The sequence below is a fragment of the Microbacterium lacus genome (assembly GCF_044794305.1).
GTDB classification, from domain to species: Bacteria; Actinomycetota; Actinomycetes; order Actinomycetales; family Microbacteriaceae; genus Microbacterium; species Microbacterium lacus_B.
In genome coordinates, this window is record NZ_CP084996.1 from 2,162,943 (window position 1) to 2,180,997 (window position 18,055).

Genomic DNA, 18,055 nt, shown 5'->3' on the forward strand with positions numbered 1-18,055 from the left:
ATATGCGAAGTCAGCGGAGGTTCGGCGGGGAATCGTCGAAGCATGCCTGTCCGCGTTCGGTGAATCCGGCTTTCACGGCGCATCGATGGCGGAGATCGCGCGCCGGGCCGGCATCAGCCACACCGGCCTCTTGCATCACTTCCCCCGCAAGGAGTCACTGCTCACTGCGGTGCTCGATCTGCAGGACCAGCACAGCGCGCAGTACCTCGCAACGCACTCCGCACTCGCCGCCGATGCGGATCCGCTCGACATGCTGCGGGGGATGGCGGCGACGCTAATCGACCGTGACCGACAGCCAGGGTTGGTCGAGCTCAGTGCGGTGCTGTCTGGTGAAGCTACTGCGGCGGGGCATCCTGCACACGCGTACTTCGCGGAGCGATATCGCAACATCCGTCGCTTCTTGACGAGAATCTTCTCGCGGCTCGGCGAGGAGGGGCGACTATCGTCTGACCTTCCCGCCGAAACCCTGGCATCGCTCGTCATCGCAACGATGGACGGCCTGCACACTCAGTGGCTCTTCGAGCGCGAAGCCGTCGATGTCGACGTGATGGTGCAGCAGTTTCTCGCCACTCTCGTCCCAGAACTTCCGGGCTCAGGTCAGTCAGCCGCGGCTGTTGGCGTGTAGGAGAAGGCAGAGATCACTGCCTGTCCCTTGAGCGCGGACACCCCGATGACACGTCCAGTGAAGCCTCCGGCGACTTCGGTTGAAAGGTACCGGCCGTCGAAACGTGCGATCTCGACGAACCTGTCCTCATCGAGGATGCCGAGCACGATAACGTCGGGACCTTTGGCCGCTCCGCGGGGAACGTCGGGCTCGACGGCGCGTATCTCCAGCGACGTCGCGGTCGTAGCGCGGCGGGTCGCCACGATCTGATCAACGGGGCCGATCACGACACGAGCCGCAACCTCATCTCCGCGCCTTTCGAGCACACCGCGGTGTCTGGCATCCATCCGCACTTCGAGCGCGAAGTCCCCGTGTCCTTCGGCGCGTGCGCTCCAGGTGTTCGCATCGGCCCGAACGGCGAGGAGTCCCGCGCCTTCGGACCCGCCTGGCGCGGTCAGGTGCAAGCCGTCTGCTCCGGATGCCGCGAACGTGCTCGGTTCGATTCCCGGGGAGATCCACCGAGCGTCGAGCCGCTCGGCGCGGAAATCGTCGACGAACGGAACGAGGAGGGCATCGTGGGTAAAGGTGGTTTCGTCGATGACAGGCCAGTCATCCACCCACTGCACCCCGGCGAGGAACGTCTCGCGGCCGTTCGTGTGCCACCGGGGGAAGGACCCGCGTGGACGCGTGCCTAGAAAGACGAGTGCCCACGATCCGTCCTGAAGTTCGACAAGGTCTGAATGACCGGTGCTCTGCACGACTGCGGAGGTACTGCGGTGGGTCAGGATCGGATTGGCCGGGTTCGACTCGAAGGGACCGGACGGGTGAGGCGATCGAGCTACGGTCACCATGTGGCCAGGTCCCGTACCTCCTTCGGCCACCAGCAGGTACCACCAGTCGTTCCGGCGGATGAGATGGGGCCCCTCGGCGTGTGCCCCGCCGGTTCCGTGCCAGAGTGACCGTGGCTCGCTGAGCACGTCACCGGTGAGCGGGTCGATTGTCGCTTGGGATATCCCTCCGCGGACGACGTCGCTCCACGTCAGAAGGCACGTACCGTCGGCGTCCCAGGCGATGTCCGGGTCGATTCCGATCAGCCCGGCCGTATAGACGGGGTCGCTCCAGGGCCCAGCGGGATCGTCGGCATGCACGATCAGATGGCCCCGACCCACATCGTGGATATTGGTCGTGGTCAGCCAGAATCGACCGTCGTGATGTCGCAACGTCGGAGCGTAAATTCCCCCACTTGCTCCCTCGATGCCGGGGCGGACGTGAAGTTGCGCCGGCCGATCGAGCGCATTGCCCACCTGTTCCCATGTCGTGAGGTCGTTGGAGGTATAGATCGGAACACCGGGAAAGTACTCGAAGCTCGAGTTTGCGAGGTAGAACTGATCGCCCACCCTGCAGATGGATGGATCGGGATGAAACCCGGGAATGATGGCGCTCATACGGACGTCACGCGACTTTCAGATTCTTTCGTGCTTCCCGGCGCTCGAGTTGACGCGCCGGATCTGCCACCGGTGCCGCGAGAAGGAGTCGCTTTGTGTACGCGTGATCAGGATCTGCGGTGACCTTCGCTGCCGACCCGGTCTCTACGAGATCGCCCCGATAGAGCACGGCGACGCGATGGCTGATGTGCCGCACAACCGACAGATCGTGTGAGATGAAGAGGTAGGCGACACCGGTCGCTCGTTGAATCTCGACGAACAGTTTCAAGACGCGCTCCTGGGTGGAGAGATCGAGTGCGCTGACGGGCTCATCGCAGACGATCAGCTTCGGTCCCGGTGCAAGTGCTCGAGCGATGGCGACGCGTTGTCGCTGGCCGCCCGAGAACTCCCGCGGAAGGCGCTCGGCAGCGTCGGACGGGAGACCGACTTGGTCAAGCAGCGTCTGGACGCGTGCGCGGGCGTCTCGGGAAGTGGCGCCTTGCACGACGAGCGGTTCCGCCAGGATGTCACCGATCGTGAGAGACGGGTTCAGCGACGTGTACGGGTCCTGGAATACCACCTGGATGTCTTTTGACAGTCGTCGACGCTCGCGTACGCCGACGTGCGTGATGTTCTCGCCCTGAAACAGGATGTCGCCGCCTGATGGCTTCACGAGGCCGAGTACCGCACGCCCGATCGTAGTTTTACCCGATCCGGACTCGCCGACGAGGCCGAGCGTTTCGCCCTCCCCCACATCGAGCGAGACTCCGTGCAGGACTTCGGTGGGCTTTGCGCGCCATCCACGTCCGGGAAAGCTCACGCGCAGGTCGGATATCTCGAGCAGGGTCACAGCGTCTTTCCTTCCTTCTTCACGACGGGAGGATCGTCGCGAACCACCGACTCGTCGAGAATCGCGGCGAGGAGCTTCTTCGTGTAGTCGTTCTGCGGGTTCCGGAAGACGTCAGCGGTTCTGCCTGACTCCACAACCGTGCCGTGTTCCATGACGACAATGCTGTCGCAGATGTCAGCGACGACCCCGAAGTTGTGCGTGACCAGGAGGATGGCCATATCGAGTTCTGACTGCAGATCGCGGAGCAGATCGAGGATCTCGGCCTGGACGGTGACGTCGAGCGCGGTCGTGGGCTCGTCGGCGATAAGAAGACGCGGTCGACTGGCCACCGCTCCGGCGATCAGAACACGTTGCGCCATTCCGCCCGAGATCTGGTGCGGGTAGGAGTCGAAGGTTCGCTGCGGATCAACGATGCCGCACCGCTCCAACAGCGCCAGCACGCGCTGCGTGGCTTCCTTCTTCGAGATGCGAAGCGCGGAACGGACTCCTTCGACGAGCTGAGCGCCGACCCGGTAGGAGGGGTCGAGGTTCGACATCGGCTCCTGCGGGATGTAGGCGATCGCTTTGCCGCGGAGGGGTCGCATCTGCGCGTCCGTGCGACCGACGAGTTCTTCGCCGTCGAAGAGGATCGATCCGCGCGTGATGAGCGCCTCGGCCGGGAGCACGCCGAGCGTAGCGAACGCCGTCTGAGTCTTACCGGAACCCGACTCCCCCACGAGACCCACGACCTGTCCGCGAGCAATCGAGAAGGAAACGCCCTTGACGACTTCGCGGGCGTTTCCGCTCGGCCCCCGGTACGCGATGCCCAGGTCCACGATGTCGAGAATTCCGCCCTCGGCACGCCCACTGCGGTCGACGTCGGCACCGACCCGCTGGCCCGCTCCGATCTTCATCGGCTTGGGCTTGGATCCTTCCAGCGTGTCGCGCAGCGCGTTCCCCATGAGAACGAGCGACGCCGTGATCACTCCGAGCATGAGGCTCGGCCACAGGAACTGGGCGGGGGCGATGTAGAGGTTGCGGAAGCCCGATGCGATCATTGCGCCGAAGCTCGGGATCTGGATCGAACCGACACCGAGGAAGGCAAGGCCTGACTGCACCGCGATGGCAGAGCCTGCCATGAACGCCGCAGCGATGATGATGGGTCCGCGAACGACGAAGAGTACGTGCCGGCTGAGGATGCGGAGGTTTCCGAGACCGGCGACGCGCGCAGCATCCACGTACAGCTCGTTCTTCACAGCTACGACAAGGTTGCGAACGATGCGGTAGATGCCCGGCGAGAGCAGCACACCGAAGATGAGCATTGTTGCTCGATAGTCACCGCCGGTGACGGGCATCAGGATGATCAGCAGCAGGATGCCGGGGAACGTCATGATCAGGTTGAACAGCCACTCTGTGCTGGCCCGCGTCACAGTGCCGAAGTACCCGCCGATCAGGCCCGCGGTGACACCGACCACCAGCGCGACACCCGCGCCGATGATGGCGGAGATGGCTGCCGTGTTGATGGAGTGGAGCAAGCGCGTCCAGATGTCACGACCGGTTTCATCGCCACCCAACGGGTACCCAGGGGTACCCACGGGCGCGTTGATCATCGCAAGGTCGGCCTCGTTCGGCCCGTGCTGGGTGAGGAGTGGGGTGAGGATGCCGAGAGTGAAGATCAGGGCGAGCAAGCCCGCCGTCACGACGAACTGTGGGTCGCGGAGGAGTCGCTTCCAGGTGGGGATGCGGGACGCGGCTGCGGTTTCTTCAAGGGCGACGATGAGCTCGGTGCTCGGAGTCGTCATCGCCTCCATGATGGGTCCTCGTTCGTCGCTCAATGGACTCTCGCTTTCGGGTTCAGCCAACCGTTGGCCAGGTCGGTGAGGAGGTTCACGACAGTGACGAGAATGACGCCGAAAGCCGCGATGCCGAGAATGACGGGGATGTCGCCCTGCAGTGAAGCGTTGAACGCGAAGCTTCCATATCCGGGGAGCGCGAAGACGTTCTCGATGATGAGCGCTCCACCGAACATCTGGATGAACTCGAGCGACATCACGGTCAATGCCGGGCTAGCAGCGTTACGCAGCGCGTGCCGGGTCACGATCGCGTTGCTCGAAATGCCACGCGTGCGCAGCGTACGAACGTAGTCCTGACGGAGTTCGTCGATCATGCGGCCGCGAACCTGCGCTGTCATGTTCGCGACGCCGCCGATCGTCAACACGATGACAGGGATGGTGATGCTCCTCGCCCAGGCGGCGGGGTCCTCCGTGAACGGAGTGAAGCCGGTTGCCGGCAGCCACTTGAGTTGCACGGCGAAGATCACGACAAGACCGATCGCCAGCAGCAGTCCGGGAACGATGTAGCCGATCAGCGAGATCCCCTGTGAGATTCGGTCGACGACTCCACCGCGTGAGGCTGACCAGACACCCAGAACCGTGGAGATGATCACGGTCAGGATGAGGGCGGGGATGATGATCGAGAGCGTCACGACAAGCCGCTGGAGCACAGTGGGGGCGACAGGCAGTGAGGTGTAGACCGAGACGCCGAAGTCACCCTGTAAAGCGTTGAAGAGCCAGTCGAAGTACTGAACGATCACCGGACGGTCCCACCCGCGTTCGGCGATGAGGTCCGCGGTCACTTCCGGCGTTGCAGCGGGTCCGAGAATCGTGAGAGCGACGTCCTCGAACGACGTGCTCAGCAGCAGGAAGGTGATGAAGGTCACAAGCAGCGCGAGGACGATGCCTGCGGCCAAGCGACGCGCGATGTATGCGATCATGAGCGGCTCCGGAGACTGCGGGGGTGCGCCCGATGGGCGCACCCCCGCATCGATTACTCAGTGACGGTGAACAGACGGACCGTGGAAAGGGTGTTCGCCTTGCCCACGTAGGTGATTCCGTCGCCGGTCGCCCAGGTCGAGCCCACGTAGATCACGGGCACAATGAAGGCTTCGTCGACGACGTACTCGTTCAGCTCCTGATAGGCGGGCAGCGCCTCGTCGAAGTTGACGGTCGTGTTGACCTCCTCGAAGAGCTTGTCGAGCGTCGGGTCAGTGAATCCGCGCGGGTTCGCCGTGCCCTCCGCTGCGAACACCGTTGCCAGGTCGGCCGTGTCCGAGTTGAAGCCGACGATCTGGTAGTAGAGACCGAAGTCACCCGACCGCGCCGCGCCCTGTGCCTGCTGCGGCGGAACCGTGACCCACTCCAGGGTCAGCCCGATGTCGGCGAACGACTGAGTCAGAATCGGCTCGATCGTCGTCGTGAGGAAGGTGCTCGGGATCTGGAAGGTCTCGCCTGCGTAGCCGGCTTCTTCGATAAGCTCCTTCGCCGCCTCGGGGTCATACTCGTAGGTGCCGTTGAGCGACTCATCGAAGATCGCGCCGAAGGGGCTGACGATCTGCTCGGTCACGCTTCCCACACCGGAGAACAGACCCTTGAGGATGCCCTCGCGGTCGATGGCCATGTTGAGCGCCTGGCGCACACGCTTGTCGCCGAGCGCCGGCCACTTCTCCCCACCGCGGTCGAGGATGTTGAGGTACGCGACAGCGGTGGCCTCGTTGACAGTGAGGTTCCAGTCGTCGGTATTTAGCTGACCTGCCATCTGGGTCTGGACGGTGGCGGCGTTGAGCTCGCCGGACTGCAGCGCGTTGAAGCTCGCGGTGGGGTCCTGGATGACCTTCACGGTGAGCGTCTTAAAGGGAACGTTCTCGGCGTCCCAGTAATCGTCGCGCTTGACGAGCACGTAGCTGCTGCCGGGGACTGTCTTCGCAACGTCAAGTGTGAACGGACCTGATCCGACAGGATCGGTGGTGGTGCGCGCTTCGCCGATCGTTGCCGGGTCGCCGATGGCTCCGGGTCCGGCCGAGAGGTTGTCGACGAACTGGGGGTCGAACGACGTGAACGTGACGGTGACAGTGAGGTCGTCCGTCGCAACGACGTCCTCGACAGATGCAAGACGGCTTTGGACGTTGCCCGGGGTCTCCTTCGAACGCAGCAATGTCGCAGCGACTGCTTCGGCGTTGACGGGATCGCCCGTTGAGAACGTCATTCCTTCACGAAGCGTCAGCGTGAGTTCGGTGCCGTCCTCGTTGTACTCCCACGCCTCGGCGGCACCGGGAAGAACCTCGCCGGTCTGGGGGTCCTTGCGCAGGAGAGTGTCGAGGATAGACGACCAGACGAACATCTGCTGGCCATCGACGAGCTGGGCGGGGTCGAGCGAGTTGGGTGCGGATACGGCGGCAACGGCGAGGTCGCGCTCCTCAACAGGAGCGGCGGATTCGGTTGTGGCGGGCTCCGACGAGGTCGAGCAGCCGGCGAGAGCCAGCACTGCAGCGAGAGCCATCGCGGGAAGCGCCAGTCTGCTCACCTTGCGGCCGGTACGGGAAGACGACATGTGTTCAAACTCCTTTGGATGAAACCGTGCGTTCCGCAACCGCTTGACAGATGCGTCGATACAGAAGCGTTTGGCCGGGCTATTGCTTAGTAAATCAGTAATCTTCTGATTTGACAACCGGTTGCCAGAAAGTGATGCGAATGTTACACAGAGGCGACGGCGAGCAGTCCGTTCAGCGCACCCTCGACGAGCTCGAGGAATGGGTCGTCAGACGCCAGAGCGGCAGACACCCGGTGCACACGATCCCGTAGCGCAACTGAGCCCTGTTCGGGCGGTTCGGTGGCGAGCCAGGCGGCGATGGCCAATGCGGATGCTTCGGCTGATCTGTAAGCGGATCGTTCGAGTGTGGCGACCGGCGCGATTCTCAATCTGACCTTCGTTGTCGCGTCGAGCGAGATCTGAGAAAGCAAGTGGACGATTCGCGGATTGCTGAATCTCTCCAAGAGGCTTGTTCGGTACTGGGGGAGATCGAGGTCTTCCGGCAGGTGCCGTCCAGCCTCATCCCAAAACGCCTCGACTGCCTCGCGGCAGACCGGGTCGGCGATCGCTTGCGCAACGTCGGCGTGTCCATAGAACGGGCCAAGACTCGCCAGAATCGTGTGGGCGCCGTTCAGCATCCATAGCTTGCGTGCCTCCCACGGTTCGAGCTCATCAGTGAACCGCGCACCCGCAGTCTCCCACCGGGGCCTTCCTGCGGGGAAGGCACCCGAGAGCACCCAGTCCGCGAACGGCTCGGTGACCACTGGAGCGCGGTCGTGGAATCGGTCGCGGAATGCCGCGAGTTCGTCCGAACTGATGGCTGGAGTGATCCGGTCGACGGAACTCGACACGAACGAGACGTTTGCCTCGCACCACTCATGGGTCTCGAAGTTCGCTGCGGCAAACCCGAGCACGCATGCACGGAGCAGCCCTCCGTTGTCGGGCAGGTTGTCGCATGAGACGATCGCGATCGGTCCACCGCCGGCACGGCGGCGTGCTTCGAGTCCGAGGACCAGGCGTCCGAGCGCCGTTCGCATGGTTGTGGCGCCGAGTGCGGAGTTCAGGGAAACCGCTGACAGGGTCTCTCTGTCGGCAGCCACAAGTGGATCGCTCAGGTCCAGCTCGCCGTGTCGATCCGCTCGGTAGCCGGCCTCGGTGATCGTGAGCGTGACGATCGCCGTCCCGGGAGCTGCGAGGTCGGTTAGCAGCGCCGGAAGATTGCCGCCGGGTTCGGCGCGGACGATGCTGCCGATCACTTCTGCTTCGTCGCCGCTCACCGAGCGGGTGACGAGCGTGTACAGGCCGTCCTGCGCTTCGAGCGCCTGGGCGAGTTCCACGCTGGATCCGGTGTAAGCCGCGATCCCCCACTCGTGAGCGTCAGAGGCATGCTCGGTGTACCACGCGGAGTGGGACCTGCTGAAGGCGCCGAGACCGAGGTGCACGATTCGGACCGGAGGCGCGAGTTCTGTGCGACGAAGGTGTCCGCCAATGGACTCGGTCACAGCTTGAACACCCGCTTCGGCTGCGGACCCACGATGTCGTCGATGATCGCGCCGGCGACGTTCTCGGTCAACCGGCCCTCCACCACCAACCGTGCGAGGAACGACGCATCCGCGCGACGCGATGTGTCGTGGCGCGCGGGGATGGAGAGGAAAGCGCGTGTGTCGTCGATGAAGCCCGAACCGCGCGAGAACCCCGCGGTTTCGGTCACGGCCGACCGGAACCGCGCCATCGCATCCGGAGCATCGAGGAACCACCACGGAGCGCCGATGAAGACGCTCGGGTAGAAGCCGGCGAGCGGTGCGATCTCGCGGGAGTACACCGTCTCATCGACGGCGAAAAGCACCAGATGGAATTGCTTCTCCAAACCGAAGCGCTCCAGGAGGGGACGCAAACCGCCGACGAAATCTGTTCGGCGTGGAATGTCGTGGCCGGTGTCTGCACCGAACTGCCGATGCGTGTGCGAGCTGTGATTGCGCACGACTCCCGCGTGCACCGTCATGACAAGGCCATCCTCGACGCTCATCCTCGCCATCTGGAGGAGCATGTGACCACGGAAGACGCGTTGCTGCGAAGCATCCGCTGTCCCCGCCAAGCTTGCCTGGAAGAGCAACTCCGCCTCCGCATCATCGATATCGAAGGTCGCCGGGTCTTCGACGCCGTGATCGGCCGAGACTGCACCGTGCCGGATGAAGTGCTCTCGACGACTCTCGAGCGCGGACAGGTAGCCCGAGAACGTCGCGGGCTCGCCCGTTAGATCGAGTAAGCGTCGGACATCAGACGCGAACATCGGCGCCGCCGGATCCAGGTATCGGTCGGGGCGGAAGGTCGGCAGCACGCGCCCCCGCAGGCCTGAGCCGGCGACGACGTCATGCTTGGCCAGGTCCTCGAGTGGATCATCGGTGGTCGCGAGCACCTCGATGCCGAACCTCTCGAAGAGCGCGCGCGGACGGAACTCCGGTGTCGCGAGCTTCTCGCCGATCTGGTCGAAGAGAGAGTCGGCGTGTGCCGCAGAGGGCGGGTCGGACACTCCCAGCACGCCTGCGAGTTCGTCCTCGATCCAATATCCCGAGGCGGTCCCCGCGAAGATGTGCCAGTTCGACGCGAAGATGCGCCAAGCCTCGCGCGGGTCAGCCGACGCGCCGCCGACGCCGAGGTCGGCGAGGTCGACACCGGACGCGTGAAGAAGCCGAGTGACGTAGTGATCGTTCGAGACGAGGAGGCCTGCGGCATCCGCGAACGGCCGATCCTCGGCAAGCCACTCGATCGGCACATGGCCGTGCGGCGAGACGATGGGCGCGCCCGCTACACGTTCGTAGAGTGCTCGCGCCACCGCGCGCGTTCGCGGGTCAGCAGGAAGGAGTCGATCGGGATCTCGCCGGTGCGGCGTGGTCATGGCATCCATTCGGGACGGGGTGGAAGAAGGGCTCAAGAGGGCAGGGCTCGTCATGGCGCGACCAGCGAGACGCGGGACGAGGTGCGCCCGGGTGCGATCGGTACGGAGGTGCTATCGGGAAGCATGAGGATGCCGCGGGTACCCGCGGGAAGATCGACGTCGATCGAGAACTCGCCACCGTCGACCCGCCAGTCCACCTGGATCAGTCCCTGCGGAGAATCGTGAGAACCGCGAGCCCACGACACGCTCGGACCAGGTACAGGCTGGATGACGACGGACTGCCACGCAATAGAGCCCTCGGCCTGTCGGAGTCCGAGCACGTGGGTGTGCAGGAAGCGTACGACCGCTCCCTTGCTGTAGTGGTTCAGCGACTCGTGCGCGGCTCCGCGGTCGTCGATGCCGTCCCAGTCTTCCCAGATCGTCGTCGCGCCCTTGTCGATCATGTTGAGCCACGATGGCGAGCTGCGCTGCAAGAGCACGTCGTAGGCGACATCGGCATGTCCGTGGTCGGCGAGCACCGGCAGGAGATCGCCCGTTGAAAGGAAGCCCGTGGCCAGGTGTCCATCTGCCTCGTGGATGAGCTCAACGAGCCGAGCTGCCGCGGCCTCGCGAAGCTCCTCGGGAATGAGCCCGAAACTCAGCGCGCGCACGTAAGCGGCCTGAGTGTCGGTGACGGTGCGTCCGTTCTCGTCCAGGAACTCGGTGCGCCAGGCATCTCGGATTCGTGCGGCTAGCTTTCGTAGCGCTGATGCGTCTTCGAAACGCCCGAGCACAATGGCCGCGGCGGCGAGTGTCGATGTCGACCGGAACAGGAAGGCCGTGCCGACCTCTCCCTTGTCGGCCGAGAACCAGGCCATCGGGTTGTCCTGCACAGGGTCGATCAGACTGCCGTCGGTGCGTTTGCGCTTCGGCTCGATCCACTCGCCCCAGTGGAAGGAGCCGTCCCAGATGAACTGCTCGTGTTCGAGCGGATCGGCTGATCGTTCGACGCGAGAAGGATGCCGTGCGCTCTTCGCGGTCGAGAGTGCCCACTCGACCCAGCGCACCATCGCGTCCCAGTTCTCGGACAGGAACGTTGGGTCGCCGTACGACGTGTACATCTCCCACGGCACCGCGACAATAGCGTCGCCCCAGCCTGCGGAGCCGGTCATCATCGCGAACTGGCTCTGGGTGTTGTGCTTGACCCGCCGGCCATCGGGCGAGAAGTTGGCGATGCGACCGTCGTCGAGTTGATCGTCGCGAACCGACTGCAGCCACTTTCTCGTGAATCCGCTGACATCGAAAAGGCGCGTGGCCGTCGGTGCGAACACCTGGTAATCGCCGGTCCAGCCCAATCGTTCCCGTGTGGGGCAATCGGTCGGGATGTCAACCGCGTTCCCGCGAAAGCTCCACTCGGCGAGCCCGTGCAGAGCGTTGAGATCGGCGTCACTGCACTCGAACGAGCCCGTTGCATCGAAATCCGTGTGGACGATCTGCATCTCGAGGCGATCGGTGTCGAAGGGAGCGCCCTCACGTGTCACACGTACGTACTGAAAGCCGTGCACCGTATGACGGGGCTCGAAGACCGCGTCGTCACCGGCCGAGACGACCTCATCCCTCTGTACGAACGTTTGAGTAGGCTCACCGGGCCGGACCGAATCGAGGTGTGACGTCGACAGATCTCCAGCGGCATCCTGAAACTCGCCGTACTCGAGGATCGTTCGCGTGCCCGCAGGGCCAAGATCGCTCAGCCTGACCCAACCCGAGGCGTTCCGGCCGAAGTCCACAACCCACACACCGTCAGTCACGAGATGCGTGCTCACCGGGCTACGGGTCTCGACTACACGCACCGGCGGGGCAGGCGACCACTGGATGGCGGGCGGTGACACCGCGTCGACGAGCACGGGGCTCCGTGGGGTGACAGGTGCAGTGAAGTCGGTCGTCTGACCGTCCATGAGATCGGCGCGGGTGATGATCGAAGGAGCGCTCGTCCAGGTCTCGTTCGTCACGACGACGCGCTGACTTCCGTCCGCAAACGAGAGGTGCAACTCCGCGCGTGCGCCGAGCTGGTCGCCCCACACGGCAGGCACGCGAAATGCGCCGACGTAGCCGCGATACCAGCCGTCCGAAAGCACGATCTCCAGTGTGTTGGCGCCTACCTTCACGCTCGCAGTGACGTCAGAGGCCTGCGCATAGATCGTGCGGTCGTAGGACGTGTTCCCAGGCGAGAGCTGAGCGCCGCCGGCACGGTCACCGTTGACGAAGGCTTCGTAAAGGCCGACCGCCGTGGAGTACAGACGTGCGGAAGAGACGGGCACCTCCGTGGCGAACTCGACGGAGAGCGTGTGGGCGCCGCGCGGTTTCCCGGGCTCCAGGGGTGCTTCGACAGGGCTGACCCAGCGCGCGGTCCAATCCTCGTCGAGCAAGCCAGCTTCGAACTCATGCCACGGCGACCATTCCTGTTCGCGCTCGCGCACACGCCACGTGACGCGTTCCCCGCTGCGGAGTTGCCTCCAGGGCCAGGCGATCCAGAGGTGCCCGTCACCCGAGGTGAAGGCGGTCGCCGTCGCATCGTCGCCGATGCGTGCTTCCAGCTCGTAACCATCCGCAGAAGGCGCCGAGGGGTTCTTCCAGGAGAGCCTCGGCGCTACGCCAGAGACAGGGAACTGGTCGCCGCCACTGTCGATCGACAGGTCGAATGGTGAAGTCATCGTTGTACTTTCTCAGCGGTCATCGGCGACGTGGTTCTCACATTTGGCAACCGATTGCCTAAATCTACAGGGTCAGGACCGAAGTCGCAATGCACATGGACCTTGGTTCCGCAGGTGCGGCCTCGCCCACAGATATCAGCGCATCACGTGGAGCCGCGAAGGCTCGAACGGCTCTGCCGGCCTCCAGCGTTCGTCTCTCTGGCGTTGCCACCGCGTACACCTGAGGAAGCTGAATCGCTATGTGTACACCAACGTGTAAACCTAGCCCGCTCGCACCCCAATAACCCGCGCATTTCCGCGGTTCCTCAGCCCTTCGAAGACCCAAGCCCCCAGCTTCCCAAGCAGATAGCGCGGGTTCGATTCCCGTCAGTCCCTCCACATGGCGCGATGTGGCGCGATATGGCGCCACCCGGATGTGTGCACTAGAAGGCATGGGTGGGCGTTCCGATGCCGTGAGTCGGTGCCCACTCAGGGCTCGATCCCGATCCGAAGGTAGCGCCGGTAGCGGCGCGTCCGATGGCATCGTCGATCCGAGCGAGGGGAATGTCTCGCCGGCAAGGCTAGCGACGGGGCCAGGCTTCGCCGCGAGTGCGCAGGTAGCCGACGGCAGCGCTCGCTGATCACGCGATCAGACCGCGCTGTGGTCGCGCGGCAATTGTTGCGCCCCGGAATCGACGCGGTTCGCGAGCACGCTTTCCGACGGGTGCAGCGATCTCGACGGGGCGTCATACGTGATCGTGCCGACTCGGTACTCGAACGTGGCGATGCACGCTAGAGTCAAGCTTTGTTTAGATGAACATATTCGAATGAGTGGTCTGACATGGTGGCAGCGGCACGACAGGACGCGATCTTGCGCGAGCTGGAGCTCCGCGGCTCCCTAAGCACGGAGGCCTTCGCGAATCGGATGGGCGTCACCGGGATGACAGCGCGTCGCGACATTGTCGACCTTGAACGTCGAGGACTTCTTGTCCGCGTGCATGGGGGGGCGATTTCGCTTGCCGTCGCACAGGAGCAGACTCGCCAAGATGACGCACGGGGCGACCGTCGAGTACCCGCTCGCCCGATCGCGACGATCGGGATGATCGTCCCCACGACCAACTACTACTTCCCTGAGGTGATCCGCGGCGCCAGCCAGGCGGCCCGCGAGCTCAACTGCCGACTCGTCGTCGGCGCGACGAACTACTCGGCCGACGAAGAGTTGCGCCAGGCGCGCCGCCTCGTAGGCGCGGGCGTGGATGCGCTGATGATCACCCCACACGACATGTCCACCGACGTCTCGGAGTTGCGCGACTTCCTCGAGTCTTCTCGCGTTCCCGTGGTTCTGGTAGAGCGTGGAGTAGAGGAGAGCCGGGCCGGGCGCCTTGAGTGGGTGCGCTCAGACCACGTGCACGGTGCCGAGATCGCCGTCCGCCACCTGAGCGAGCAAGGCCACCACCGCATCGCTCTAGCTGCTCGCCCCGCCGCAACGGTCGGCAGTCTGCAGGAAGGATTCGAGCGAGCGGTTGGGCGTCTCGGCGCGGCCGGGCATGGGCTCTTCCGGAACTTGGCCATGCCTGGCGCCGGTGACAACGTCACCCTCGGCGACATCGACGCGCTGCTTGATGAGTGCATCGATCAAGGCATAACTGCGGCGATCATCCTCGGCGATACGGACTCAATGGCTCTCACAGATAGAGCAATCGAACGCGGCCTGCGGATCCCCGAGGATTTCGCTGTGATCGCCTACGACGATGAAGTCTCTGCGTTCGCCGCGGTGCCTTTGACAGCGATCGCGCCGCCGAAGCGGGAGCTCGGTCACGCCGCCCTGAGATTGTGCTTCGATCGGCTCGCGCAGGCCGCGGATGCACCCCACACAATCGTGCGAATGATCTTGCTGCCCGCGCTCGTTGTGCGCGACTCGACCGTTCGCGCATCGTGAATGTTTGAAAATGTTCATATGGCCCCAATCTGCTGTTCTTGATTCGGCTAAGGGAGCATGATCGGTTCACCCGAACGTTTCGAAGGAGAAGCTGAACATGTCCTCACGACGAATCATCGTCACCGCCGCGGCCCTGACGACAGTCGGCGCGCTTCTGGCCGGCTGCGCCGCCGGAAGCACGCCGGAAGAATCCACGCTGGTGACGCCCTCGACGGCACCCACTGGCACCCTCACTTTTTGGTCGTCGCTGAGCGGGATGGCGGATGTCGCTGCTGCGTTCAACGCAAGCCAGGACGACATCACCGTCAACTTCGAGGAGATCCCGAACGGCGCCAATGGTGGATACACCAAGCTGGCCGCGGCGATCGAGGCAGGCACCGGCCCGGATGTCGCCGGCATCGAATACGACCGCCTGCCAGGTTTCGTCGCGAACGACCAGCTGACCCCGATCAACGACCTGATCGGAGCGGAACTGTTCGACGACTACGACCCACAGGTGCGCGAGCTCGTGACATTCGGCGATGCCCCCTACGCCCTTCCCTACGACGCCCCGCCACTGGTCATGTGGTACCGGCAGGACCTCCTGGATGCCGCTGGCGCGCAGGTCCCAACCACCTGGGACGAGTTCGAAGAAGCAGCACGCGCGGTCAAGGCCGCAAACCCGAGTTCTTACATCACCGGCTTCTTCACCAACGAGCCACAGCTCGCGCCGCTGTCGTGGCAAGCAGGCGCAGAGTGGTTCAGCGTCGAAGACGACCAGTGGAAGGTCGACATCAACGGCGACGAGTCGACCGAAGTAGCCGACTACTGGCAGAGCCTGATCGACCAAGACTTGGTGAAGCCCATTCTCGGCTTCAGTGATGAGTGGACGGCCGATCTCAACTCCGGGGTCATCGCCGGTTGGGTCGGCGGGTCCTGGAGCGCATCGGGCCTGAAGACACGCACCGAGGGTGCGGGCCAGGCGGGCAAGTGGATCGCGGCGGCTCCGCCGTCATGGGACGGTGAGCCGTCGGGCGCCCTCAGCGGCGGTACGAGCTTCGCGATTACCCAGAACACGAAGAACTCCGCTGCCGCGGCCGTGTTCCTGGAGTGGCTCACGACGACCACCGACTCCGTCGCCGCGCGCGGCGCCGTCGGCACAGCTTACCTCGCATACCCCGGTCTGAACGAGACAGCAGCCGCCGTCGCACCGGTGGACTACTACGCCAACGACATCTACTCGGTGTTCGATGACGCATCCGAAAACCTCGGCTCGTGGGCATGGGGCCCCAGCTACGACATCACCAGCACTGCGCTGAAGGATGCCGTCACCTCCGAGCCGACACTCGGTGACGCGTTGACCAAGACCCAGGTCGCAACCGTCGAAGGGCTCACCGCCCTCGGACTCGACATCGCAGAATGACCGATGGGCCGGGCGCACCCTACGCCCGGCCCCTCTCCTGAAGAAGCGAGAAACTCATGGCCATCACCACGACAGCCACATCACGGCGCACCGGTCGTCGCCGATCGCTACCCGGCACCGGCGGACGTGCAGCGAGCGTCTTCCTGATCCCCTTCTTCGCCCTGTTCCTGCTCACGATGATCGCTCCGGTGGTCTACGCGATCGGTCTCAGCCTGTTCGCCGAACGGCGCAGCGGCCTCGGTTTCGGCGGCTCCACGACGGAGTTCGTGGGAGTGGGCAACTACCTGGCTGTTCTGTCGAACGAGACCTTCCTGGCTGGCTTTGGACGGCTGGCGATCTACTGCCTGTTGTATGTGCCGACGCTGCTGATCGTCGCACTGGCGCTCGCCCTGCTACTGGATGCGGCAGTAACCTTCGCGCGACGTACCTTCCAGCTGCTCCTGTTCTTGCCGCACGCCGTTCCGGGCGTGATCGCCGCACTGATTTGGGCGTACCTGTACACCCCAGGGGTCAGCCCCATCGTGCGTGCGCTCGCGGCCGGCAACATCGAGATCGACTTCCTTTCGGTACAGATGGTGCTGCCGTCCATGGTGAACATTGCAGTGTGGGAATGGGCGGGGTACAACGTGATCATCCTGTTCACGGCGCTGCAGACCGTGCCACGCGAGGTGCTCGAAGCCGCACGGGTCGACGGCGCAGGCGAGATCCGCACGGCGCTGTCGATTAAGACACCGCTCATTTGGCCCGCTCTCGGTGTCGCATTGCTGTTCACGGTGATCGGCTCACTGCAGCTGTTCACCGAGCCGAAGATTCTCTCATCAGTGACGACCGCGGTCACCAGTACGTGGGTTCCCAATATGTGGGCCTATGACGCGGCGTTCAACCGCAACAACCTGCCGGAAGCGGCCGCGGCATCCATCGTGCTTGCCGCTCTCGCAGGCCTGCTGTCGTGGGTCGTCACCCGCTTCACCTCGAAGGAGCCCACCCGATGAGCGCTCTGCTAGAAACCCCCCGCTCCTCTGCCGCACTCCCGGGCTCGCGCAGCGCGCGGCGCGATCGCGGTCGCCCGCAGCGCGCACCTCGACGAGGCATGCTCGCGACCATCAGTGTCAACGGTCTGCTGGTGGTCGGTTCGGCCTACATGATCCTGCCGCTGCTGTGGCTGGTTTTCGCCGCAACCAAAGATGCCGAGGGCCTCTACTCCGGCAACGTCTTCAGCCTCGGCGGCTCGCTCCTGGCCAACATGGAGCAGCTGTTCACCCAGGACGGCGGTATCTTCGTGCGCTGGCTGATCAACAGCATCCTGTACGCCGGAATCGGTGCGGTCGTCGGCGGTTTCGTCGCGGTCATGGCTGGCTACGCGTTCGACAAGTTCGACTTCCGGGGCAAGCGCCCGCTCTACGCGAGCGTGCTCGTGGGCGTCCTCATCCCCAACACGGCCACCGTGATCCCGCTGTACTTGCTCGCCGCAGGGATGGGCGTGACCAACACCTACTGGGCAGTGCTGATCCCGACACTCTGCAATCCGTTCAGCGTCTACCTTGCTCGTGTCTTCAGCGCCGGCTACATCCCGAACGAAACACTTGAGGCGGCGCGCGTCGACGGCGCCGGTACCGTGCGCACCTTCCTGAAGGTGGGGCTGCCGATGATCGCACCGGGGTTCGTCACGATCGCGTTGTTCCAGTTCGTGGCCATCTGGAACAACTTCATGCTCCCGCTGATCATGCTGCAGAACCGGGACCTCTTCCCCTCAAGCGTGGGAATCGCGCTGTGGCAGAGCCAGGTGCAGCAGAACCCGGAGTTCGCCACTCTCGTGATCGCTGGCTCGTTCATATCGGTCATACCGCTCGTCATCGCGTTCGTTTCATTGCAGCGCTTCTGGCGGTCCGGTCTGTCGGCGGGAAGCGTGAAGTAGCGCCATCCGTCG

The 18,055-nt window shown here is 64.2% G+C and carries 13 protein-coding genes and 1 pseudogene; 6 read left to right on the forward strand and 8 right to left on the reverse strand.

Annotated features, from left to right (window positions below; all coding sequences use genetic code 11):
• Positions 1–85: 85 nt before the first annotated feature.
• Positions 86–625 carry a TetR/AcrR family transcriptional regulator gene (locus LG299_RS10305; protein WP_404429879.1) on the forward strand — a complete coding sequence of 180 codons (540 nt, stop codon included), beginning with the start codon at positions 86–88 and terminating at the stop codon, positions 623–625.
• Here the strand turns inward: LG299_RS10305 and LG299_RS10310 are convergent.
• The 8 genes from LG299_RS10310 to LG299_RS10345 form a co-directional block, all read right to left on the reverse strand.
• A complete protein-coding gene (locus LG299_RS10310) occupies positions 598–2,049 on the reverse strand; it encodes a glycoside hydrolase family 43 protein (protein WP_404429881.1) in 1,452 nt (483 codons plus the stop codon). The two genes, LG299_RS10305 and LG299_RS10310, sit on opposite strands and share 28 nt — an antisense overlap.
• A gap of 7 nt (positions 2,050–2,056) precedes the next feature.
• Positions 2,057–2,878 (reverse strand): ATP-binding cassette domain-containing protein, encoded by an 822-nt coding sequence (locus LG299_RS10315; protein WP_404429883.1) that lies wholly within the window; start codon positions 2,876–2,878, stop codon positions 2,057–2,059.
• Positions 2,875–4,659 (reverse strand): ATP-binding cassette domain-containing protein, encoded by a 1,785-nt coding sequence (locus tag LG299_RS10320; protein WP_404429885.1) that lies wholly within the window; start codon positions 4,657–4,659, stop codon positions 2,875–2,877. Before LG299_RS10320 ends, LG299_RS10315 begins: the two co-directional genes overlap by 4 nt.
• A 29-nt stretch (positions 4,660–4,688) precedes the next feature.
• Entirely contained in the window at positions 4,689–5,630 is a 942-nt protein-coding gene (locus LG299_RS10325) for an ABC transporter permease (protein WP_404429887.1), read from the reverse strand.
• Between the two features lie 53 nt (positions 5,631–5,683).
• The gene (locus tag LG299_RS10330; protein ID WP_404429889.1) at positions 5,684–7,243 is read right to left on the reverse strand and encodes an ABC transporter substrate-binding protein; all 1,560 of its coding nucleotides are present in this window, start codon (positions 7,241–7,243) and stop codon (positions 5,684–5,686) included.
• A 143-nt stretch (positions 7,244–7,386) separates the two neighbouring features.
• Positions 7,387–8,724 carry a mannitol dehydrogenase family protein gene (locus tag LG299_RS10335; protein ID WP_404429891.1) on the reverse strand — a complete coding sequence of 446 codons (1,338 nt, stop codon included), beginning with the start codon at positions 8,722–8,724 and terminating at the stop codon, positions 7,387–7,389.
• Positions 8,721–10,118 (reverse strand): glucuronate isomerase, encoded by a 1,398-nt coding sequence (uxaC, locus tag LG299_RS10340; RefSeq protein ID WP_404429893.1) that lies wholly within the window; start codon positions 10,116–10,118, stop codon positions 8,721–8,723. Before uxaC ends, LG299_RS10335 begins: the two co-directional genes overlap by 4 nt.
• Before the next feature lie 50 nt (positions 10,119–10,168).
• A complete protein-coding gene (locus tag LG299_RS10345) occupies positions 10,169–12,808 on the reverse strand; it encodes a family 78 glycoside hydrolase catalytic domain (RefSeq protein ID WP_404429895.1) in 2,640 nt (879 codons plus the stop codon).
• Positions 12,809–13,628: 820 nt separating this feature from the next.
• On the opposite strand from LG299_RS10345, the pseudogene LG299_RS10350 reads away from it, so the two are divergent.
• The 5 genes and pseudogenes from LG299_RS10350 to LG299_RS10370 all read left to right on the forward strand — a co-directional run.
• Positions 13,629–13,745, forward strand: a pseudogene (locus LG299_RS10350) (DeoR family transcriptional regulator); the annotation flags it as partial.
• Positions 13,746–13,886: 141 nt separating this feature from the next.
• Positions 13,887–14,726 carry a LacI family DNA-binding transcriptional regulator gene (locus tag LG299_RS10355; RefSeq protein WP_404434858.1) on the forward strand — a complete coding sequence of 280 codons (840 nt, stop codon included), beginning with the start codon at positions 13,887–13,889 and terminating at the stop codon, positions 14,724–14,726.
• 97 nt (positions 14,727–14,823) lie between these two features.
• Complete coding sequence (locus LG299_RS10360; RefSeq protein WP_404429897.1) at positions 14,824–16,128, forward strand: ABC transporter substrate-binding protein; 1,305 nt, start codon at positions 14,824–14,826, stop codon at positions 16,126–16,128.
• 56 nt (positions 16,129–16,184) lie between these two features.
• On the forward strand, positions 16,185–17,120 hold the full coding sequence (locus tag LG299_RS10365; protein ID WP_404429899.1) for a carbohydrate ABC transporter permease: 936 nt from the start codon (positions 16,185–16,187) through the stop codon (positions 17,118–17,120).
• The gene (locus LG299_RS10370) at positions 17,117–18,043 is read left to right on the forward strand and encodes a carbohydrate ABC transporter permease (protein WP_404429901.1); all 927 of its coding nucleotides are present in this window, start codon (positions 17,117–17,119) and stop codon (positions 18,041–18,043) included. The genes LG299_RS10365 and LG299_RS10370 overlap by 4 nt, the downstream gene beginning before the upstream one ends.
• The last annotated feature ends 12 nt before the right edge of the window (positions 18,044–18,055 follow it).